General features: G+C 71.6%; 11 protein-coding genes. 7 read left to right on the forward strand and 4 right to left on the reverse strand.

The window, feature by feature from the left end:
* The first annotated feature begins 211 nt into the window (after positions 1-211).
* Positions 212-1,231, forward strand: a complete 1,020-nt coding sequence (locus ACVNF4_RS18985) for a LacI family DNA-binding transcriptional regulator (RefSeq protein ID WP_461804029.1) — start codon at positions 212-214, stop codon at positions 1,229-1,231.
* Here the strand turns inward: ACVNF4_RS18985 and ACVNF4_RS18990 are convergent.
* A complete protein-coding gene (locus ACVNF4_RS18990) occupies positions 1,204-3,141 on the reverse strand; it encodes an alpha-L-fucosidase (RefSeq protein ID WP_461804030.1) in 1,938 nt (645 codons plus the stop codon). The two genes, ACVNF4_RS18985 and ACVNF4_RS18990, sit on opposite strands and share 28 nt — an antisense overlap.
* 248 nt (positions 3,142-3,389) lie before the next feature.
* On the opposite strand from ACVNF4_RS18990, the gene ACVNF4_RS18995 reads away from it, so the two are divergent.
* From ACVNF4_RS18995 to ACVNF4_RS19010, 4 genes are all read left to right on the forward strand, one after another.
* Positions 3,390-5,378, forward strand: coding sequence for a beta-galactosidase (locus ACVNF4_RS18995; RefSeq protein WP_461804031.1), 1,989 nt, complete (start codon positions 3,390-3,392; stop codon positions 5,376-5,378).
* A complete protein-coding gene (locus ACVNF4_RS19000) occupies positions 5,375-7,477 on the forward strand; it encodes a glycoside hydrolase family 36 protein (RefSeq protein ID WP_461804032.1) in 2,103 nt (700 codons plus the stop codon). Before ACVNF4_RS18995 ends, ACVNF4_RS19000 begins: the two co-directional genes overlap by 4 nt.
* A gap of 1 nt (position 7,478) precedes the next feature.
* Entirely contained in the window at positions 7,479-8,978 is a 1,500-nt protein-coding gene (locus ACVNF4_RS19005; protein ID WP_461804033.1) for a glycoside hydrolase family 43 protein, read from the forward strand.
* A 215-nt stretch (positions 8,979-9,193) separates the two neighbouring features.
* Complete coding sequence (locus ACVNF4_RS19010) at positions 9,194-10,237, forward strand: endo-1,4-beta-xylanase (protein ID WP_461804034.1); 1,044 nt, start codon at positions 9,194-9,196, stop codon at positions 10,235-10,237.
* Between the two features lie 56 nt (positions 10,238-10,293).
* Here ACVNF4_RS19010 and ACVNF4_RS19015 read toward each other — a convergent pair whose 3' ends face one another.
* Genes ACVNF4_RS19015 through ACVNF4_RS19025 form a run of 3 tightly spaced genes read right to left on the reverse strand, consistent with a single transcriptional unit; the run spans position 10,294 to position 13,909 of the window.
* Positions 10,294-11,220: a carbohydrate ABC transporter permease gene (locus tag ACVNF4_RS19015; protein ID WP_461804035.1), complete on the reverse strand. Its 927-nt coding sequence runs from the start codon at positions 11,218-11,220 to the stop codon at positions 10,294-10,296.
* Positions 11,217-12,239 carry an ABC transporter permease gene (locus ACVNF4_RS19020; protein ID WP_461804036.1) on the reverse strand — a complete coding sequence of 341 codons (1,023 nt, stop codon included), beginning with the start codon at positions 12,237-12,239 and terminating at the stop codon, positions 11,217-11,219. The genes ACVNF4_RS19015 and ACVNF4_RS19020 overlap by 4 nt, the downstream gene beginning before the upstream one ends.
* The gene (locus ACVNF4_RS19025) at positions 12,239-13,909 is read right to left on the reverse strand and encodes an extracellular solute-binding protein (RefSeq protein ID WP_461804037.1); all 1,671 of its coding nucleotides are present in this window, start codon (positions 13,907-13,909) and stop codon (positions 12,239-12,241) included. Before ACVNF4_RS19025 ends, ACVNF4_RS19020 begins: the two co-directional genes overlap by 1 nt.
* 240 nt (positions 13,910-14,149) lie before the next feature.
* Between ACVNF4_RS19025 and ACVNF4_RS19030 the strand changes: the two genes are divergently transcribed.
* Positions 14,150-16,987 carry a glycoside hydrolase family 3 C-terminal domain-containing protein gene (locus tag ACVNF4_RS19030; protein WP_461804038.1) on the forward strand — a complete coding sequence of 946 codons (2,838 nt, stop codon included), beginning with the start codon at positions 14,150-14,152 and terminating at the stop codon, positions 16,985-16,987.
* Between the two features lie 172 nt (positions 16,988-17,159).
* The coding region (locus ACVNF4_RS19035; protein ID WP_461804039.1) for a PAS domain-containing protein at positions 17,160-18,048 on the forward strand (889 nt) is incomplete at its 3' end.

The following is an 18,048-nucleotide window of genomic DNA, read 5'->3' on the forward strand; positions in this document are numbered from 1 at the left end:
GCCGGGGTGGCCGTCGCGGCTGCCGCGAGAGCACCCGCTCCGGCGGCGGCCAGGAAGGTCCGCCGGTGCAGCGGGCCGTTCGCGGTCGGTTCGGGGGTGTCGGACATCTTCATCACTCCTCCACGGGACGGCCACGGTTGCCGCCGTCGCGGGTAGGCTGAGTGATTAAGTTTTTAACTACAAGCGTTCATCGGGTGTCGAGGGGATGCGCGTGGCGAGTTCTCGTGCCTGGCGGCGTCCCACGCTCAGCGCCGTCGCCGCGCGCGCCGGGGTCTCGACCGCCACCGTGTCGAACGCCCTCAACGGCACCGGCCGCCTCTCCGAACAGACCAGGCAGCGCGTCCTGGCCGCCGCCCGCACCATCGGGTACACCGCCCGGGGCGGCAGCGGAGTCCTCGGCCTCACCATGACGACGTACGGCGACCTGCCCGTCGCCTACACGGAGATCCCCTACTACGCGCAGCTCACCCTCGGCGCGATGGCGGCGGCCCACGAACGCGGCTACCTCCTGCTGACCCTGCCGAGTTCGACGTCACCGTGGATGTGGCTGAACACCCCCCTGGACGGTGTCATCCACGTCGACCCCCGCGCGGACGACCCGGTGCGCGCCATCCTGCGCCGGCGCGGCGTCCCGATGATCACCGAGGGCCGCCCGCCCGATCCCCACCCCTGCGACGCCTGGGTGGACTCCGACCACGCGACCGGCCTGCGCCTCCTCCTCGACCACCTCGCCCGAGCCGGCGCCCGGCGCGTCGCGCTCTCCCTCCCCGTGCACGACGACGCGTACCCGGCGCTGGTCGCCGACGCGTACCGCTCCTGGTGCGCCGAGCACGGGACACCGGCCCTGGTGGAGGAGTACGACTCGACGCCGGACTACCTGACGGCCGAACGGCACGCCGTGGACCGCCTGTTGGACCGTACCCCGCGCCCCGACGCGGTCCTCGGCGTCTACTCCGACTCCGGCCACACCGCCCTCGCCGCCGCCCGCGACCGGGGCCTTCGGGTGCCGGAGGATCTGCTGGTGGCGTGCGTCAGCGAGGACCCCGACTACGCGACGACCGTCCCGCCGGTCACCACCCTGAGCCTCCGCCCCGATCTGGTCGGCGCGGAGGCGGTCGATCTGCTGATCTCGGTGATCAACAGGCGGGGTGGGGTGGAGCGGCGCCGGCTCGTGCAACCTGTGCTGCTGCCCCGGCGGTCAACTCACGACGCGGTGAAGGGCCGGTCGTAGACCTCCAGGCTGCGGATCGACGCCCAGGTCCCGGAGGGCAGCCCGGTGACGGTGACCCGCACGTACCGGGCCTGCGCCTGGAACGCGGACACCTGCACCTGCCCGGTCGCGGTGGTCGCGGTCAGGTCGGCCAGGGTGCTCCAGGCCGTCCCGTCGGCCGAACCCTCGATCCGGTAGCGGTAGTTCATCGCCGGGAACTCCCAGGCGATCCGGACTCCGGTGAGCGACTTCCGCGACCCGAGGTCCACGGTCAGCCACTCCCCCGCGCCCCCGCCGTTCGCGCACCAGCGGGTCGCGGTGGACCCGTCCACGGCCTTCGCGGCGGTGTTCCCCTTGGCGCTCTCCTCGCTGCTCGCCGTGGCGGGCCGCCCGGCGGCGATGTCGGCGGGCTGCACGGAGCGGTCGAGGGTGACGCCGACGACGGTGTCCTCGGGGCTGCGCGTGCGGTCGATGCCGGTGATCGTCACCGTGCCGTCCGCTGCGACGGTGTACGGCAGGGCGGCGCCGGTGGCGACGTCGAAGACGCGGGTGACGGCGGCGTCCCCGGTGGCGGGGGTGGTGAACGTGGTGCCGCTGTGGCCGGGCAGGAGGTGGACGTAGAAGGTGTCGTCCCGGTAGGTGAAGCCGTACCGCCCGTCGACCGGCTGCCAGGGACCGCCCCGGGTGCCGTAGACGGACGGGCCGTAGGTGGCGAGGAAGGCGCCGACCCTGCGCACCGCCGCCGCCTGGTCGGCCGGGATCGCGCCGGTGCGGTCGGGGCCGACGTTGAGCAGGACCGTCATGTTCCGCACCCACGCGTTGACGAGGACGTTCATGATGGCGCCGAAGCTCATCACGGGTGCCCCGGCGACGTAGCCCCAGGCGCCGCCGATGGTGAAGCACTTCTCCGCGACCTTCCCGGTGCGGATCGCGCCGGTCGGCACGGAGCCGCCCTCCTCGCTGGTGTAGTCGCCGATCCAGCCGGAGCGCAGGGTGGTGACGACGTCGGGCTGGTGCTTGCGGACCAGCCCCGTCAGTCCGAGCGGTCGGCCCGTCGCCGGGTCGGTCTCGCCGTACGCGGCGTCCACCGGCCACTCGTTCGCGGGGTCGCGGAACTTGCCGGGCTCCCAGAAGAACGCGGCGTCCGCGTCGGAGCCGGTCTGGCCGAGCCAGCCGCCGTCCCACCACAGGTCGTCGATCGCGCCGTACTGCGTGACCAGCTCCCTGACCTGCTGGTACACCTCGTTCTTCATGATCCGCGCGTTCTCCTTGTGCGCCGGATCGGTGACGTAACCCCACTTGTTGGGGAGGCAGTTGGTACCCCGGACGTCGTAGTAGCCGGGGTAGCGCCAGCTCAGCGGCGAGTAGTACAGGCCGACGCGCAGTCCGGCCTCGCGGACGGCGGAGACGTAGCGGGCGATGAAGTCGCTGCGCAGGGGTGCCTGTCCGGCGGTCCAGGCGTTCGGGTGGGTGGAGGGCCACAGGGCGAACCCGTCGTGGTGCCGGGCGGTCAGGACCGTGTACCTGGCGCCCATGTCCCGGGCCAGGCGGGCCCATTCGGCGGGGTCGTAGGCGCTCGCGGTGAACTGCTGGGCCGTGGTGTCGGTGACGTACTTCCGGTAGTTCTCCGGGGTGACGGCGGCGTTCTCCATGTACCACTCGCCCTTGGCGGGGCCGGCGTAGACGCCCCAGTGGATGAACATGCCGAGCTTGGCGTCCTGCATCCAGCGGATCTTGTCGTCGGGCTGCTGTTCGACGCCCAGGTCGGGCTGGGGGACCCGGAGCGGGAGGAGGGGCAGCGGCTGGGGGGAGGCGGCGGCGCGGTCGGGGGTCGCGAGGGCAGGGGTCGCGAGGGCGGGGGTGATCGCCGCGGCGGCTGTCATGGCGGCCACACCGGTCAGCGCCGCGCGGCGGCTGATGGGTTCAGACATGGGATGTATTAAGGGGTGGGGGAAGAGCGGCGTCCAGAGGCCGGACACGCCATATCGGGCCACGTTCGCCGTCGAAGCGCATCGACACCTCCAGGGATGTCCAGAAGGCACACATAACCGGCTGATGAAGAAAGTTTCTCGATCTCAAAGCCCTTGTTTCGCGCGAAACACCTCCGTTACCTTCGCTTCGATGTGAAGCGCTTCGACACCCCTGCTTCGACACGCCCCGACCATCCCGAGGAACCGTCATGACGGCACGCGGCATCACCGACCGCCTGGGCTCTCTCGCCTTCGGTGGCGACTACAACCCCGAGCAGTGGGACGAGGAGACCTGGCGGGAGGACGACGTCCTCATGCGCCGGGCCCGCGTCAACCTGACCACGCTCGGCGTCTTCTCCTGGGCCCTGCTCGAACCGGAGGAGGGCCGCTACGACTTCTCCTGGCTGGACGCCCACATAGACCGCCTACACGCGAACGGCGTCGCCGTGGACATCGCCACCCCGACGGCCTCCCCGCCGCCCTGGTTCACCCTGGCCCACCCCGACTCGCTGGCCGTCACACCGGACGGCACCCGGCTCGTGCACGGCAGCCGCGACACCTACTGCCTCGCCTCACCGGCCTACCGCGCGGCGGCCCGCAGGATCGCCGGAGCGCTGGCCGAACGGTACGCCGACCACCCCGCCCTCGCGCTGTGGCACGTCCACAACGAGTACGGCACGCTGTGCTGGTGCGACCACGCGGCGGTCGCGTTCCGGATCTGGCTGCGCGCCCGGCACGGCACGCTCGACGCCCTCAACGACGCGTGGGGCACGGCATTTTGGAGCCAGCGCTACACGTCGTGGGAGCAGGTGCTGCCGCCGCGCGCGACGCAGTACCACAAGAACCCCGGCCAGACCGTGGACTTCCACCGCTTCTGGGCCGACGAGATCATCGCCGCCTACCGCGAGCAGCGTGACGCGATCCGCGCGCACAGCGACCGCCCGGTGACGACGAACCTGATGCTCCAGTACAACCTGCGGCTCGACATGTGGGCCTTCGCCGACGAACTCGACGTCGTGACCTCCGACCACTACCCGATGGCCCCCGGCCTGGACGCCGCCGCGAACGCCGCCCACTACGCCGACCTCTCCCGCTCCCTGGGCGGCGGCCGGCCCTGGCTGCTGATGGAGCAGGGCACCAGCACCGTCTACGACGGCGAGCAGGTGCTCGGCAAGGAGCCCGGGGAGGTCCTGCGCCACACCCTCGGGTACATCGCGCGCGGCTCGGAGGGCGCCCTGTTCTTCCAGTGGCGCCAGTCCCGGGCGGGCGCCGAGACCTGGCACTCGGCGATGCTCCCGCACGCGGGCCCGGACAGCCGGATCTTCCGCGAGACCGTCGGGGCCGGCGAGGCGGTCGCAGCCCTCGGCGCCCTGGCGGGTTCCACTGTCACCGCCCAGGTCGCCGTCCTCGACTCCCCGGACGCGATGTGGGCGCTGGAGGCGAACGGCCTGCCCTCCAAGCGCCTCGACCACCAGGCGATGGTCGGCGCCGCGCACCGGGCGCTGTGGGACGCGGGCGTCACCGTCGACTTCGCCCGCCCCGACCAGGACCTGAGCGGCTACCGGCTGGTCGTCGCGCCGTCCCTGTTCCTGCTGTCGGACGAGGCCGCCGAGAACCTGCGCCGGTACGTCGAGGGCGGCGGCACGCTCCTCGTCCAGCACGCGGCCGGGTACGTGGACGACCGGATGCACGCCCGCCTCGGCGGCTACCCGGCCCCGGCGCTGCGCGAAACGCTCGGCATCCGCGTCGAGGAGCACCGCCCGCTGCGCACCGACCAGCGGATCACCCTGTCTGACGGCTCGCACGGCACCGTGTGGAGCGAGTCCCTGCACACCGAGGGCGCCGAGACCCTCGCCGCGTACACGCACGGCATGCTGGAGGGCCGCCCCGCCCTCACCCGGCACCGCTTCGGCACCGGCCAGGGCTGGTACCTGTCGACGTGGCTGGACGACGCCGGGTACGGCGCCCTGGTGCAACGGCTCCTGAAGGAGGCCGGCGTCGCGCCGGAGCTGCCGGACCTCCCGGCCGGCGTCGAGGCCGTCACCCGGCACGCGCCCGACGGCCGCCGCTGGCACGTCCTGATCAACCACACCCCGGACACCGTGCCCCTCCCCTCCTCCGCCCACGACCTGCTCACCGGCACGACACTCGCCGAACTGGCGCCCGGCGGCTGCGCCGTACTGGAGGGCGCCCGATGACCGACGGCTGGAGCTGGGGACACGAGGCCCTGCACCTGCGGTTCACCCCCGAGGGCCGCCTGATCCACTTCGGGGCGCCCGGCGAGGAGGGCCACGGCGACCGGGGCGCGCTGGCCCCGGTGGAGGTGACGGCCACCGGCCACGGACGCGACTGGTCGGGCAGCCGCCTCGTCCAGACGGCGCTCGGCGCCCGCCTGCGCCACCGCTCCCACCACGCGTCCCGGGACGGCGCCTGGCACACGCTGACCGTCGAACTCCACGACCCGCAGACCGGGTTGACTGCGGAGATCACCTACCGCTCCCCCGACGGCGTCACCGTGGTCAGCTCCGAGGTGACCCTGCGCAACGAGGGGCCGGACACGCTCCACCTGGAGTCGGTCAGCTCGTTCGCCGCGGGCTGCCTGACCCCGCCGGACCCGGCGGCCCTGGACGCCGCCGACCTGCTGTGGGCGCGCAACGACTGGTTCGCGGAGTGCCGCTGGCAGCGCGAGCCGCTGCGGCTGTCGCTGCCGAACCAGGAGGGACGGGTCCGGCACGCGAACGGCCGCTCCGGGTTCGCGCTCACCGGTCAGGGGGCCTGGTCGAGCTGCGGGCACCTCCCCATGGGCGGCCTCACCGACCGTGACACCGGCCGCAGCCTGGTGTGGCAGGTCGAGCACAACGGCGGCGGCTGGCGCTGGGAGTGCGCCGAGCGGGACGGCGCGGCCTACCTCGCGCTGTTCGGTCCCTCCGACGCCCACCACGGCTGGCGCCAGCCCCTGGCACCGGGTGAGGTCTTCCGTACCGTGCCCGTGTCCGTGGCGTTCAGCGCGGACGGCGGAACCGACGCCGCGTTCGCCGCGCTGACCCGCTACCGGCGGATCCAGCGCCGCCCGCACCGCGACCACAGCGCGCTGCCCGTCGTCTTCAACGACTACATGAACTGCCTGATGGGAGACCCCACCACCGAGAAGCTGCTGCCCCTGATCGACACGGCGGCAAAAGCGGGTGCGGAGTACTTCGTCATCGACGCGGGCTGGTACGACGACGGGAACTGGTGGGACCGGGTCGGTGCCTGGGAGCCGTCCGCCGCGCGGTTCCCCGGCGAGAAGGGCATCCACGAGGTGCTCGACCGGATCCGGGAGCGCGGCATGGTCCCCGGGCTGTGGCTGGAGCCGGAGGTGGTCGGGGTGCAGAGCCCGATGGCCGGCGACCTGCCCGACGAGGCGTACTTCCGCCGCAACGGCGTCCGGGTCGTGGAGGCCGGCCGGTTCCACCTGGACCTGCGGCATCCGGCCGCGCGCGAGCACCTCGACCGGGTGGTGGACCGGCTGGTCGGCGAGTGGGGTGTCGGCTATCTGAAGCTCGACCACAACCTCGACCCCGGCCCCGGGACCAGCGCCCACCCCGGCGAGAACCCGGCCGCAGGGCTCCTCGGCCACCACCGCGCCCACCTCGACTGGCTCGACGGCGTCCTGGACCGGTATCCGCACCTGGTGGTGGAGAACTGCGCCTCGGGCGGTATGCGCTGGGACCACGCGATGCTCTCGCGCCTCCAGCTCCAGTCCACCAGCGACCAGCAGAACCTGGCGCTGTACGCGCCGATCGCCGCCTCCGCGCCGACCGCCGTCACCCCCGAACAGGGCGCCGTCTGGGCCTACCCGCAGCCGGACGACTCCCTCGACGAGGTCGCCTTCACGATGGTGAGCTCCCTCCTGGGCCGCATCCACCTCTCCGGCCTGCTGTCGGACCTGGCACCCGAGGCCCGCGTGCTGGTCCACGAGGCGGTCGGCGTCTACAAGGCCCTCCGCGCGGACCTGCCCGGTGCCGTGCCGTCCTGGCCGCTGGGCCTGCCCGGCTGGGACGACCCCTGGATCGCCCTCGCCCTGCACACCCCGGACACCACGTACCTCACCGTCTGGCGCAGGCCCGGCGGTGAGCCGAGCGTCACGCTCCGCCCGGCCGGTGGGGTGGCCGACGCCGAGGTGCTGTACCCGGCGTCGAGCCGGGCCGTCGTCACCCCGGACCCGGAGAGCGGCAACCTCACCGTGACCCTGCCCGCCGCGCCGTCCGCGGTGCTCCTGCGCATCACCCGCACGTCTGCCGAGAGGAACATCTGAAGTGCACGTCCAGTACCCGCCCGCCGCGCCCGTCCTCCCCGGGTTCCACCCCGACCCGAGCGTCTGCCGCGTCGGTGACGACTACTACCTCGTCTGCTCCACCTTCGAGTACTTCCCCGGCATCCCCCTCTTCCACAGCCGTGACCTGGTCAACTGGCGGCAGATCGGCAACGTCCTGGACCGGCCCGAGCAGTTGCGGCTGCCCGTCGGCATGGCGTCCTCCGGCGGCATCTACGCGCCGACCCTGCGCCATCACGACGGCCGGTTCTGGCTGATCGTCACCAACTGCGCCGAGGGCGGCGGCAACTTCCTGGTCACCGCGACCGACCCGGCGGGCCCCTGGTCGGACCCGATCCGGTCGCCGGGCGTGCCGGGGATCGACCCCGACCTCGCCTGGGACGAGGACGGCACGTGCTGGTGCACCGTCGCCGGGGTGTCGCAGGTCCGCCTGGACCCGGCGACCGGGAAGACGGAGAGCGAGCCGCGCCGGGTGTGGTCGGGCGGTCCGGGGGCCAAGGCTCCCGAGGCGCCGCACCTGTACCGGATCGGCGAGCACTGGTACCTGCTGATCGCCGAGGGCGGCACCGAGCGCGGTCACGCCGTCTCCATCGCGCGCGGCCCTTCTCCGGAGGGCCCTTTCGAGCCGTGCCCGGCGAACCCGGTCCTCACCCACCGGGGTACGGGCCACCCCGTCCAGAACACCGGTCACGCCGACCTCGTCCAGGGCCCGGACGGCTCCTGGTGGATGGTGTTCCTGGGGGTGAGGCCGCGCGGCGGCACCCCCGGCTGGCACGTCCTCGGCCGGGAGACCTTCCTGGCCCCCGTGACCTGGGAGGACGGCTGGCCGGTGGTCGGCGAGGTGGTGTCCGACCCGGCCACGCTCCCCTGGCCGCTCTCCCCCGTTCCCGCCGAGGAGCCCCGCGACGACTTCGAGGACGACGTCCTCGCCCCGGCCTGGATCTCGGTGCGGGACCGTGTCGCCGAGCACTGCACCACCGGGGAGCGTCCCGGCTGGCTGACGCTCCGCGCGCGGGGCGCCTCCCTCGACGAGCCCGACGTGGTGTTCACCGGCCGCCGCCAGCGGGACTTCGCCTGCCGGGCGCGCACGCTCGTCGACGCGGCCGAGGGGCGTGGCGGCCTCGCCGTCCGGCTCGACGAGCGGCACCACTACGAGATCGAGGCGTCCGCGACGGACGTGCGGGTTCTCGCCCGGGTCGGCTCCCTGCGCACGGTCGTGGCCGAACGGCCCCTGCCGGCCGGGCCGGTGGTGCTCACCGTCACCGTCACCGACCCGGCGGTCCAGTACGGGCCGTGCACCGGGCCCGACGACATCGTCTTCGGCGTCGAACTGCCCGACGGCACGGCCGAGGAGCTCGCCTCTCTGGACGGCCGGTACCTGTCGACGGAGGTCGCCGGCGGCTTCACCGGGCGGGTCGTCGGACTGTACGCGGCCGAGGGCACCGTCCGCTTCGACTGGTTCGAACTGGCCAAAATCCGGTAGGCGACGCGGAAACCAGCGGTTCCAGGGGATCTTTCACTCTCGCGGGCTTCGAATGTTTCGAGGTGAATACCGAATCCTGCGAGAGTCATTGACGGGGTCGAGCGCCTTCCCAATCATCCAAGGTGCTCGACAAGCCGCTCCACGTTCGGCCTGTCGGACGTGGACGTGGCCAAGGCATGTCCTGGCCATCCCCCCACCCGTCCCCAAGGAGAACCATGAACCCGCTGAAACAGCTCGGCTCACGCCGGGCATCCGTCTTAGGGCTACTGGCCGCGACCACCCTGGTGACACCCGGGATCGCGGCAGGAGCGCCCGCAGGCGCCGACATCGCTGTCAAGGCGTCCACCCTCGGCGCCCAGGCCGCCCAGTCCGGACGCTACTTCGGCACCGCCGTGGCCTCGGGCCGGCTCGGTGACGGCACGTACACCGGGATCCTGAACCGTGAGTTCAACCAGGTGACGGCCGAGAACGAGATGAAGTGGGACACCGTCGAGCCGTCCCGGGGCCAGTTCAACTTCGGCCCCGGCGACCGGATCGCGAGCCAGGCGTCGTCCCACAACCAGAGGCTGCGCGGCCACACCACGGTCTGGCACTCCCAGCTCCCCGGCTGGGTGAGCGGCATCCGCGACGCGAACACCCTGCGCGGTGTGATGAACAACCACATCACCCAGCTCATGGGCCACTACAAGGGCCGCGTCTACGCGTGGGACGTCGTCAACGAGGCGTTCGCCGACGGCGGCAGCGGCCAGCTCCGCAGCTCCGTCTTCAAGGACGTCCTCGGCGACGGCTTCCTGGAGACCGCGTTCCGCACGGCCCGCACGGCCGACCCCGCGGCCAAGCTCTGCTACAACGACTACAGCATCGAGGACTGGAACTCGGCGAAGACGCAGGGCGTCTACCGGATGGTCCGCGACTTCAAGTCCCGTGGCGTGCCGATCGACTGCGTCGGCTTCCAGTCCCACTTCGGCGCGGGCGGCCCTCCGTCCAACTTCCAGACGACGCTGTCGAACTTCGCCGCGCTCGGGGTGGACGTCCAGCTCACCGAACTGGACATCGCGCAGGCCGGGACCGGCGCCTACGCGAACGCCGTCCGCGCCTGCCTCAACGTCGCCCGCTGCACCGGCATCACCGTCTGGGGCATCCGCGACAGCGACTCCTGGCGCAGCCGCGAGAACCCGCTCCTGTTCAACTCGGGCGGCGGGAAGAAGCCCGCGTACAACTCGGTGCTGACGACCATGGGCGGCACGCCGGCGTCCTGATGCGCGCCGAGGCCGGCCGTGCCCTTCGCGGGCGCGGCCGGCCTGTCGGTGTCCGGTCAGCCCTTGATGGCCCCGGTGAGCATGCCCTTCTTGAAGTGCCGCTGGACGAACGGGGAGGCGACCGCGACGGGGATCAGGGCGAGGACCATGACGGCCATCTGGAGCCCCAGTCCGGAGAGTTCCCCGGTACGGACGGCCTGCTGGAGGCCGGTGGGGGCCTCGGTGTTCTTCTGGACGAGCTGGATGAGCACGTTCTGGAGCGGCATCATCTGCTGGTCGGTGAGGTAGATGGACGCGTTGAACCAGGCACTCCAGTAACCCACCGCGTAGAACAGGGAGATGACCGCCAGGACCGCCCGTGACAGGGGAAGGATGATGGTCAGCAGGATGCGCAGGTCTCCCGCGCCGTCGATGCGGGCGGACTCGGTGAGTTCGGGGGAGATCCCCATGAAGAAGGCCCGCAGGACGAGGATGTTGAAGACGGAGACCGCGCTCGGCAGGATCAGCGACAGGTAGGTGTCGGTGAGTCCGAGCGTCTGCACCAGAAGGTAGGTCGGGATGAGCCCGGCGCCGAAGAACATCGTCGCCAGCATGGTCATCAGGAAGAACCGGTGCCCCACGCTGCCGGGCCGTGAAAGGCCGTAGGCGCCGAGGACCGACACCGTCATCGAGAACAGCGTCCCGAAGAGGGTGATGCCGACGGAGACCATGATCGCCCGGCTGACCTGGCCGCCGCCGAGGAGTTCGGTGTAGTTGACGAAGGTGATGCCCTCGGGGATCACGACGAGGCCGCCCGCCCGGTCGATCACGGGTTTCGGGGAGAGGCTCGTGACGATGACGATCCACAGCGGAGCGAGGACCCCGAGGCAGCACAGGACGAGGAAGCCGCCCTTGGCGGTGAGTCCGACCTTGCTCGGCTTCTCCTCCCATACCGGGCGGGGCGGGGCCTGAAGGCTGCGGATCAACTGCGTGTTCAGGCTCACTTCTTGTACACCCCCTGCTCGCCCAGCAGGTGGGCGAACTTGTTCGCGCCCAGGACGAGACAGACCCCGATGACGCCCTTGGCGAGGCCCACCGCCGCCGCGTAGCTGAAGTCGCCGTTCTGGATACCCACGTTCCACACATAGGTGTCGAGGACCTCGCTGGCCCCCGCGCCCACCGCGTTCCGTTGCAGCAGGTACTGCTCGAACCCGACGCTGAGCGCGTCACCGACCCGCAGGACCAGCAGCAGCGCGATCACCGGGCGCAGCGCGGGCAGCGTCACGTGCCACATGCGGCGCCAGCGGCCCGCACCGTCCATGGCGGCGGCCTCGTAGAGGTCGGTGCTGACGGCGGCGAGCGCGGCGAGGAAGACGATGATCCCCCAGCCGGCGTCCTTCCACACGGCCTGCGCGGTGACGAGGTACTTGAAGAGGCTCGCGTCGGTCATCAGGTCGAAGCCGCTCCAGCCGTGGTTCTCCAGAGTCTGGGCAATGATGCCCGCGCCGCCGAGGATCTGCTGGAAGACGGTGACGACGAGGACCCAGGAGAAGAAGTGCGGCAGGTACATGATGGCCTGCGCGACGGCCCGGACCCGGGGCCTGATCACGCTGTTGATGACCAGCGCGAGAAGGATCGGCACGGGGAAGAACAGCACCAGCTGGAGTGCGAACAGCAGCAGGGTGTTCCTCGCGGCGCTCCAGAACAACGGGTCGTCGAACATCCGGGAGAACTGCTCCACGCCGATCCACGGGCTGTGGAAGATCGCCGTGATGCCGTTGGTGGAGATGTAGGGGTCGTAGTCCTGGAAGGCGACGACGTTGCCGAGCATCGGCACGTAGTTGAAGAGCAGGAGCAGCGCGGTGACGGGCAGCGTCATCAGGATGAGCGTGCGGTCGCGGCGCAGCCGGATCCGCAGCGGCACCTTGCCGGCCTTGGCCGCCCGCACCCGGCGCGGTGTCCGCGCTTTCGTCCTCGCGGAGGCGGTCTCGGGGACCGCCTCCTCGACGGCTGTGGACGGCATCAGTTGCCACTGCCGTTCTTGTCGAAGAGCTCCTTGTACCAGTCGCGCAGCTTGTCGCCGCCGGAGGACTTCCAGGTGGAGATGGCGGCCTGGACGTCGGAGAGCTTCTTGTTGCCGCGCACGAAGTCGATCTGGAGCTGCTCGATCTGGCTGGAGAGGCTGGCGTAGCGGGTCGGCTCCACGACGGTCATGCCGTAGGTGGACGTCTTCTTCATGAACGCGCCCATCCGCTGCTGCCACTCGGCCTGCTTGCGGGCGACGTCGGGGAAGTCGGGGTGGGCGAAGTAGGGGGCCGGGGAGGCGAGCATCGTCCAGGTGTTGTTCACCTCGGTGTTGCCCTGGTCGCTCTTGACGGGGACGCCGGCCTTCACCGTGTAGTGGGTGCCCTCGACGCCGTAGTCGACGAGCATCCGCTCCTTGGTGCCGTAGGGGGCGGCGGCGAAGTCGGCGGCGGCGAGCGCGTTCTCGACGGTCTCCTTCGAGGCGTCCTTGCGGATCATGGACCAGATGTTGGCGGGCGCGCCGAAGTACAGGCCGGGCTTGCCACCGTCGGCACCGAAGATGTCCATGCCCTCGATCTTCAGCGTCGGGTTGGCCTCGGCCTGTTCGGCGACCGTCTTGTACCAGGAGGACATGTCGCTGGCCCAGACGAGGACCTGTCCTGCCGTGAAGCGCTGGCCGTCGTCCCCGGAGCGGGCCCTGGCGTCGGGGTGGACACAACCGGCGGCGAAGATCTTGCGGACCCACTCCAGGGATTCGAGGTACTCGGGCTGCTCGATGTTGTACAGGACTTTGCCGTCGGCGCTCATGTTCCAGCCGGGGGCGACGCCGAAGACACCGCCCGCTATCCAGCTGATGTCGCCGCAGGCGTACACCTTGGCCTTGGGGTCGGTGGCCTCCTTGGCCCAGCTGAGGAATTCGTCGGCCGACTTGGGCGGGGTCCAGCCCTTCGCGTCGAAGACGTCCTTGCGGTAGAAGGGGACGATCGCGTTCGCGGGGGCGGTCGCCATCGGGATGCCGCGCAGCGCGCCGCCGAAGATGCCCATGCGCCAGGCGTCGGTGGGGATCGCGGCGAGGTTCGGGTACTTCTTGACCTTGTCGCCGGCGAGGTAGGGGCCGAGGTCCATGAACTTCGCGGTGATCGCGTTGGGGAGCCGGTTGCTGACCAGTTCCCAGGACGGCACGACCACCATGTCGGGGATCGCGCTGGAGGCGAGGACGGCGCCGAGCTTCTGGCCGTAGGTGGTGCCGTCCTGGTTCTGCCAGGTGATCTTGGTGCCGGCCGCGGCGTCGACCGCCTTGTAGTAGGCGCAGTCGGGCTTGGGCGGGGTGCCCCAGAGCGGGGACATGATCTTCAGGGGGGCGCCGGTGCCGAGCTTGGCCGGGACCGAGGCGACGAGGGCGGCGAGGTCGACCTTGCTGGTGTAGGCGGCGGAGGAGCCGTTCTTCGACGGCAGGTCCGGCTTGGCGGTCGTACTGGGGACGTAGGTCGGCAGGAGCTTCTCGGCGGCCTTGCCCGAGGTGGTTCCCTCCTCCTTCTTTCCGCCGGACCCGCCGCAGGCGGTGAGCAGAGGCATCCCACCGGCTATCGCCGCGGTGGCGATGGCGGTGGAGGCGAGAAAGCTTCTCCGGCCTGGCCCTGAGGAGGTGGAGGCGGTGTTCGGCGTCATTGCGTCAACCCTTCGTGCACACCTGGACACTCGACGGTGGGGCATCCCATGAATCGAGCGGAATCGCAGTCGAAGCGCTTCGATATTGCAGCGAGGTTAAGTGAACACCCAAGGCGGCACAAGGGTCGCTTCCAAGATTGGTCCGACGTATTTACGCGGATCGCTTGACACTTCATCCTGTAGCTCACGAGCATCGAAGCGCTTCGAAGACTGTTGCCGTTCTCTGCCAAGGAATCCCACGTGTCCGCAGAAACACCCGCCCTTGTCGCCCTTGTTCACGATCCGCGGCTGCCGATCGGGAAGCGCGTCGACGCCCTGTTGTCGCAGCTGACCCTCGACGAGAAGATCGGCTTCCTGCACCAGTTCACGCCATCCGTGGACCGCCTGGGCCTCCCGGCCTTCCGCACCGGCCAGGAGGCGTTGCACGGCGTGGCCTGGATGGGCCCGGCGACGGTGTTCCCGCAGGCGGTCGGCCTCGGCGCGACCTGGAACCCCGCTCTCGTGCGCCGCGTCGGCGAGGCCGTCTCCCGCGAGGTCCGCGCGATGCGCACCCGTGACGACCGCGTCGGCCTCAACGTGTGGGCGCCGGTGGTGAACCTCCTGCGCCACCCCCTGTGGGGCCGCAACGAGGAGGGCTACTCGGAGGATCCCCGCCTGACCTCGGCCATCGCGACCGCGTACACGCACGGCCTGCGCGGCGACCACCCCACGTACTGGCGGACGGCTCCCGTCCTCAAGCACTGGCTGGCCCACAACAACGAGACCGACCGCGACACCTGCTCGTCGTCGGTCCGCCCGCGCGTCCTGCACGAGTACGACCTGCCCGCCTTCCGCGCCACGGTCGAAGCCGGTGCCGTCGCCGGGGTCATGCCCGCGTACAACCTGGTCAACGGCCGTCCCAACCACGTCTCCCCCTATCTGAACGACCACCTGCGCACCTGGACCGACGAAGACCTCTTCGTCTGCTCCGACGCGGGCGCCCCCTCCAACCTGGCCGACTCCGAGCACTACTTCGACACGCACGAGGAGGCCACGGCCGCCTCGCTGCTGGCCGGCGTGGACAGCTTCACCGACCACGGCACCGACAGCTCCAAGATCATCGCCCGGATCAGGGGCGCGCTGGAACAGGGTTTTCTCACCGAGGGCGACATCGACAAGGCGGTCCGGCGCCAGCTGTCCGTCCGCTTCCGGCTCGGCGAGTTCGACCCGGCCGACGACCCGTACGCCTCCGACGCCGCGTTCGACACCCCGGAGCACCGCGCGCTCGCCCAGGAGGCCGCCGAGCAGGCGATCGTCCTGCTCAAGAACGAGGGCGGTCTGCTCCCCCTCGCGCCGAGCACCCGGATCGCGGTGGTCGGGCTGCTCGCGGACGAGTGCAAGCGGGACTGGTACAGCGGCAACCTCCTCCACCGCTCGACCCCGCTCCAGGGCCTGCGTGAGCGGTTCGGCACGGACCACGTGACGTTCGCGGAGGGCGTGGACCGCGTCCTGCTCAAGACGTCCGACGGCACCTTCCTGACCGTCCCGCAGGCCGAGGCGGACGACGAGGTGCGCGGCGCCGAGGGCGCGCTCGACCCGGCGCTCCTCGCGGGCCGCACCGACCTGCCCCCGCTGACCTGCGGCGCGACCGGCACCGAACTCGCCCTCGTCGACTGGGACGAGGGCATCCTCACGCTGCGCGCGCCCGACGGGCGGTACCTGTCGGTCGCCGCGGACGGCTACCTGCGCGCGTCCGCCGACCAGCCCGGCGGGTGGGTCGTGCAGGAGACGTTCCGCCTCGAACCCCACGAGAACGGCCACCTCCTCCGCCACATCGGTACGGGACTCCCTGTCCGAGTCGCCGCCGACGGGGTACGGGTTGCCGCCGAGGATCCGGAGATCTTCGAGGTGGTCACCGTCGAGCGGGGCGAGGACGAGGTCGAGCGGATCTGCGCCGGCGCCGACGTCGTCGTGGTCGTCGCGGGCAACGACCCGCACATCAACGGCCGTGAGACCCAGGACCGTACGACCCTGGTCCTCCCCGCCCACCAGGAGCGCCTGCTGCGCGCGGCCCGTGCCGCGAACCCGGCCACCGTGCTCGCGCTGACCTCGGCGTACCCCTATGCCGTGGACGACGCGGACCTCCCCGCGGTGCTCTGGACCGCCCACGGCGGCCAGGCGGCCGGCACCGCCCTCGCCCGGGTCCTCGCCGGCGACGTCTCCCCCGCCGGACGCCTCCCCCAGACCTGGTACGCGGCCGACGCCGACCTCCCCGACCTCCTCGACTACGACGTCATCGGCAGCCGCCAGACCTACCTCTACTTCGAGGGCACCCCCCGCTACCCCTTCGGCCACGGCCTGTCCTACACGTCGTTCTCCTACGACGGCCTGAAGCCGCAGGAGGACGGCGACGGCGTCCGGGTCTCGTTCACCGTCACCAACACCGGTGACGTCACCGCCGACGAGGTCCCCCAGCTCTACCTGCGGGCCGTGGAACCGTCGGTCCCCCGCCCCCGCCGGGAACTGGCCGCACACGAGCGCCTCACCCTCGCACCCGGCGAGACCACCGAGGTCGCCTTCCGGGTACCGGCGTCGGCGTTCGCGTTCTGGGACGTCGCACAGGGGCGCCACCGGGTGGAGCCGGGCCCGTACGAGCTCGTCGTCGGCGCGTCCGCCGAGGACGTCCGCCTCACCGGCACCGTCCACCTCACCGGCGAGCCGACCCTCCCCCGAGCCGTCCTCGCCGCCGGCCTGGAGGCGGCGGACTTCGACGAGCAGAGCGGCACGGAGATCGTGGACCGGGCCAAGACATCGGGTGATTCCGTGACGCCGGCGGCCGGCGGCCGGGGTGAACTCCTGTTCCGCGCCTGCGACTTCGGCTCCTCGGGGGCGACCGGGATCACCGTCGAGGCGGCGGGCGAGGGCACGGTCGAGGTCTCGGTGGCCGACGGCCCGCCGCTCGCCCTCTCTCCCGCCACGGACGGTCCGTACACGTACGTCACGCTGGAGGCTCCGGCCGCCGTGCCGGGTGGCGTGCACGAGGTGCGGGTCGTGCTGCACGGCACGGTACGGCTCGCGCGGGTGACGTTCCGGGACTGAACCGGCGTGCAGGGCCGGGCCCGGCCTCCTCGAAGCGGCCCGGCCTCGCACCCCGAACGCCCCGAACGCCCCGGTCGAAGCGCCGTGCGGCGGCCTGCGGCCTAGGCTGGAGGCGGCCGTCGGGAATGAGCCCCGGCGGCCCTGGCCTGCCGGACGGAGGCGTGGCGTGGAGATGGCCGGTGCGCGGAGGGCGCCCACTGCCGTGGCTGTGGTGGGGCCCGACGGGGTGGTGAGCGGCTGGAGTGAGGGGGGCCGGCTGCTGCTGGGGTGGGCGGCGGAGGACGTCGTCGGGCGGCCCCTGGCCGATCTGCTTCCCGGGGGTGTGGACCCTTCCGGGTGCGTGGCTCTGCGGCACCGGGACGGCTCCACGGTCGATGTCGTGGTGGACGTCCAGCCACTGGCCGGCGACGGCGGGCAGGTGCTGACCGTCCAGCGGTGGGAGCGCCGCCCGGTCATCGCCGACCTGGCGTTCGAGCAGTCCCCGTTCGCGCTGGGCGTCTACGACACCGACCTCAGGTTCCTGTGGGTCAACGCCTCCGCGTGCCGGGTGATGGCGCACACCGAGGAACAGGTGCGCGGCCTGAAGTACCTCGACAAGTTCCCCGGTCTGGGCGACAAGGCGTACACCGACGCGCTGGCCGAGGTGGGGCGGACGGGTGAGCCGACGCGGCTGATCACCGTGTTCCAGCCGCTCGGCAGCGACTACGCCAACGCCTGGGCCACCAGCATCTGGCCCGTCCGGGACGCCGAGGGCCGGGTCCGGGCAGTCGCCAACTGGGGCTTCGACATGAGCGCCGAGTACTGGGCCCGCCAGCGCCTGCTCATCCTCAACGAGGCGGGCCGGGGCATCGGCCGGACCCTCGACGTGATCGGCACCGCCCAGGAGCTGGCCACCACACCGGTGCCGGGGTTCGTGGACGTCGTCGGCGTGGACCTCTTCGAGGAGGTGCTGCGCGGCGAGGAACCGCCCCCGGGGTTCTCCGCCGGTGCGGCCGTCGCGCTCGTCCGGGCCGCCCGCACCGGTGACCCCGCTCCCCCGGAGCCGGTCGTGCACGCGCCGG

The sequence above is a fragment of the Streptomyces sp. S6 genome, from assembly GCF_054880855.1.

What these genes read in the sequence shown, in the direction of transcription:
- ACVNF4_RS18990 (WP_461804030.1), bottom strand. Translation starts at nt 3,141, where the DNA reads ATGTCTGAACCCATCAGCCGCCGCGCGGCGCTGACCGGTGTGGCCGCC.
- ACVNF4_RS18995 (WP_461804031.1), top strand. Translation starts at nt 3,390, where the DNA reads ATGACGGCACGCGGCATCACCGACCGCCTGGGCTCTCTCGCCTTCGGT.
- ACVNF4_RS19000 (WP_461804032.1), top strand. Translation starts at nt 5,375, where the DNA reads ATGACCGACGGCTGGAGCTGGGGACACGAGGCCCTGCACCTGCGGTTC.
- ACVNF4_RS19010 (WP_461804034.1), top strand. Translation starts at nt 9,194, where the DNA reads ATGAACCCGCTGAAACAGCTCGGCTCACGCCGGGCATCCGTCTTAGGG.
- ACVNF4_RS19020 (WP_461804036.1), bottom strand. Translation starts at nt 12,239, where the DNA reads ATGCCGTCCACAGCCGTCGAGGAGGCGGTCCCCGAGACCGCCTCCGCG.
- ACVNF4_RS19025 (WP_461804037.1), bottom strand. Translation starts at nt 13,909, where the DNA reads ATGACGCCGAACACCGCCTCCACCTCCTCAGGGCCAGGCCGGAGAAGC.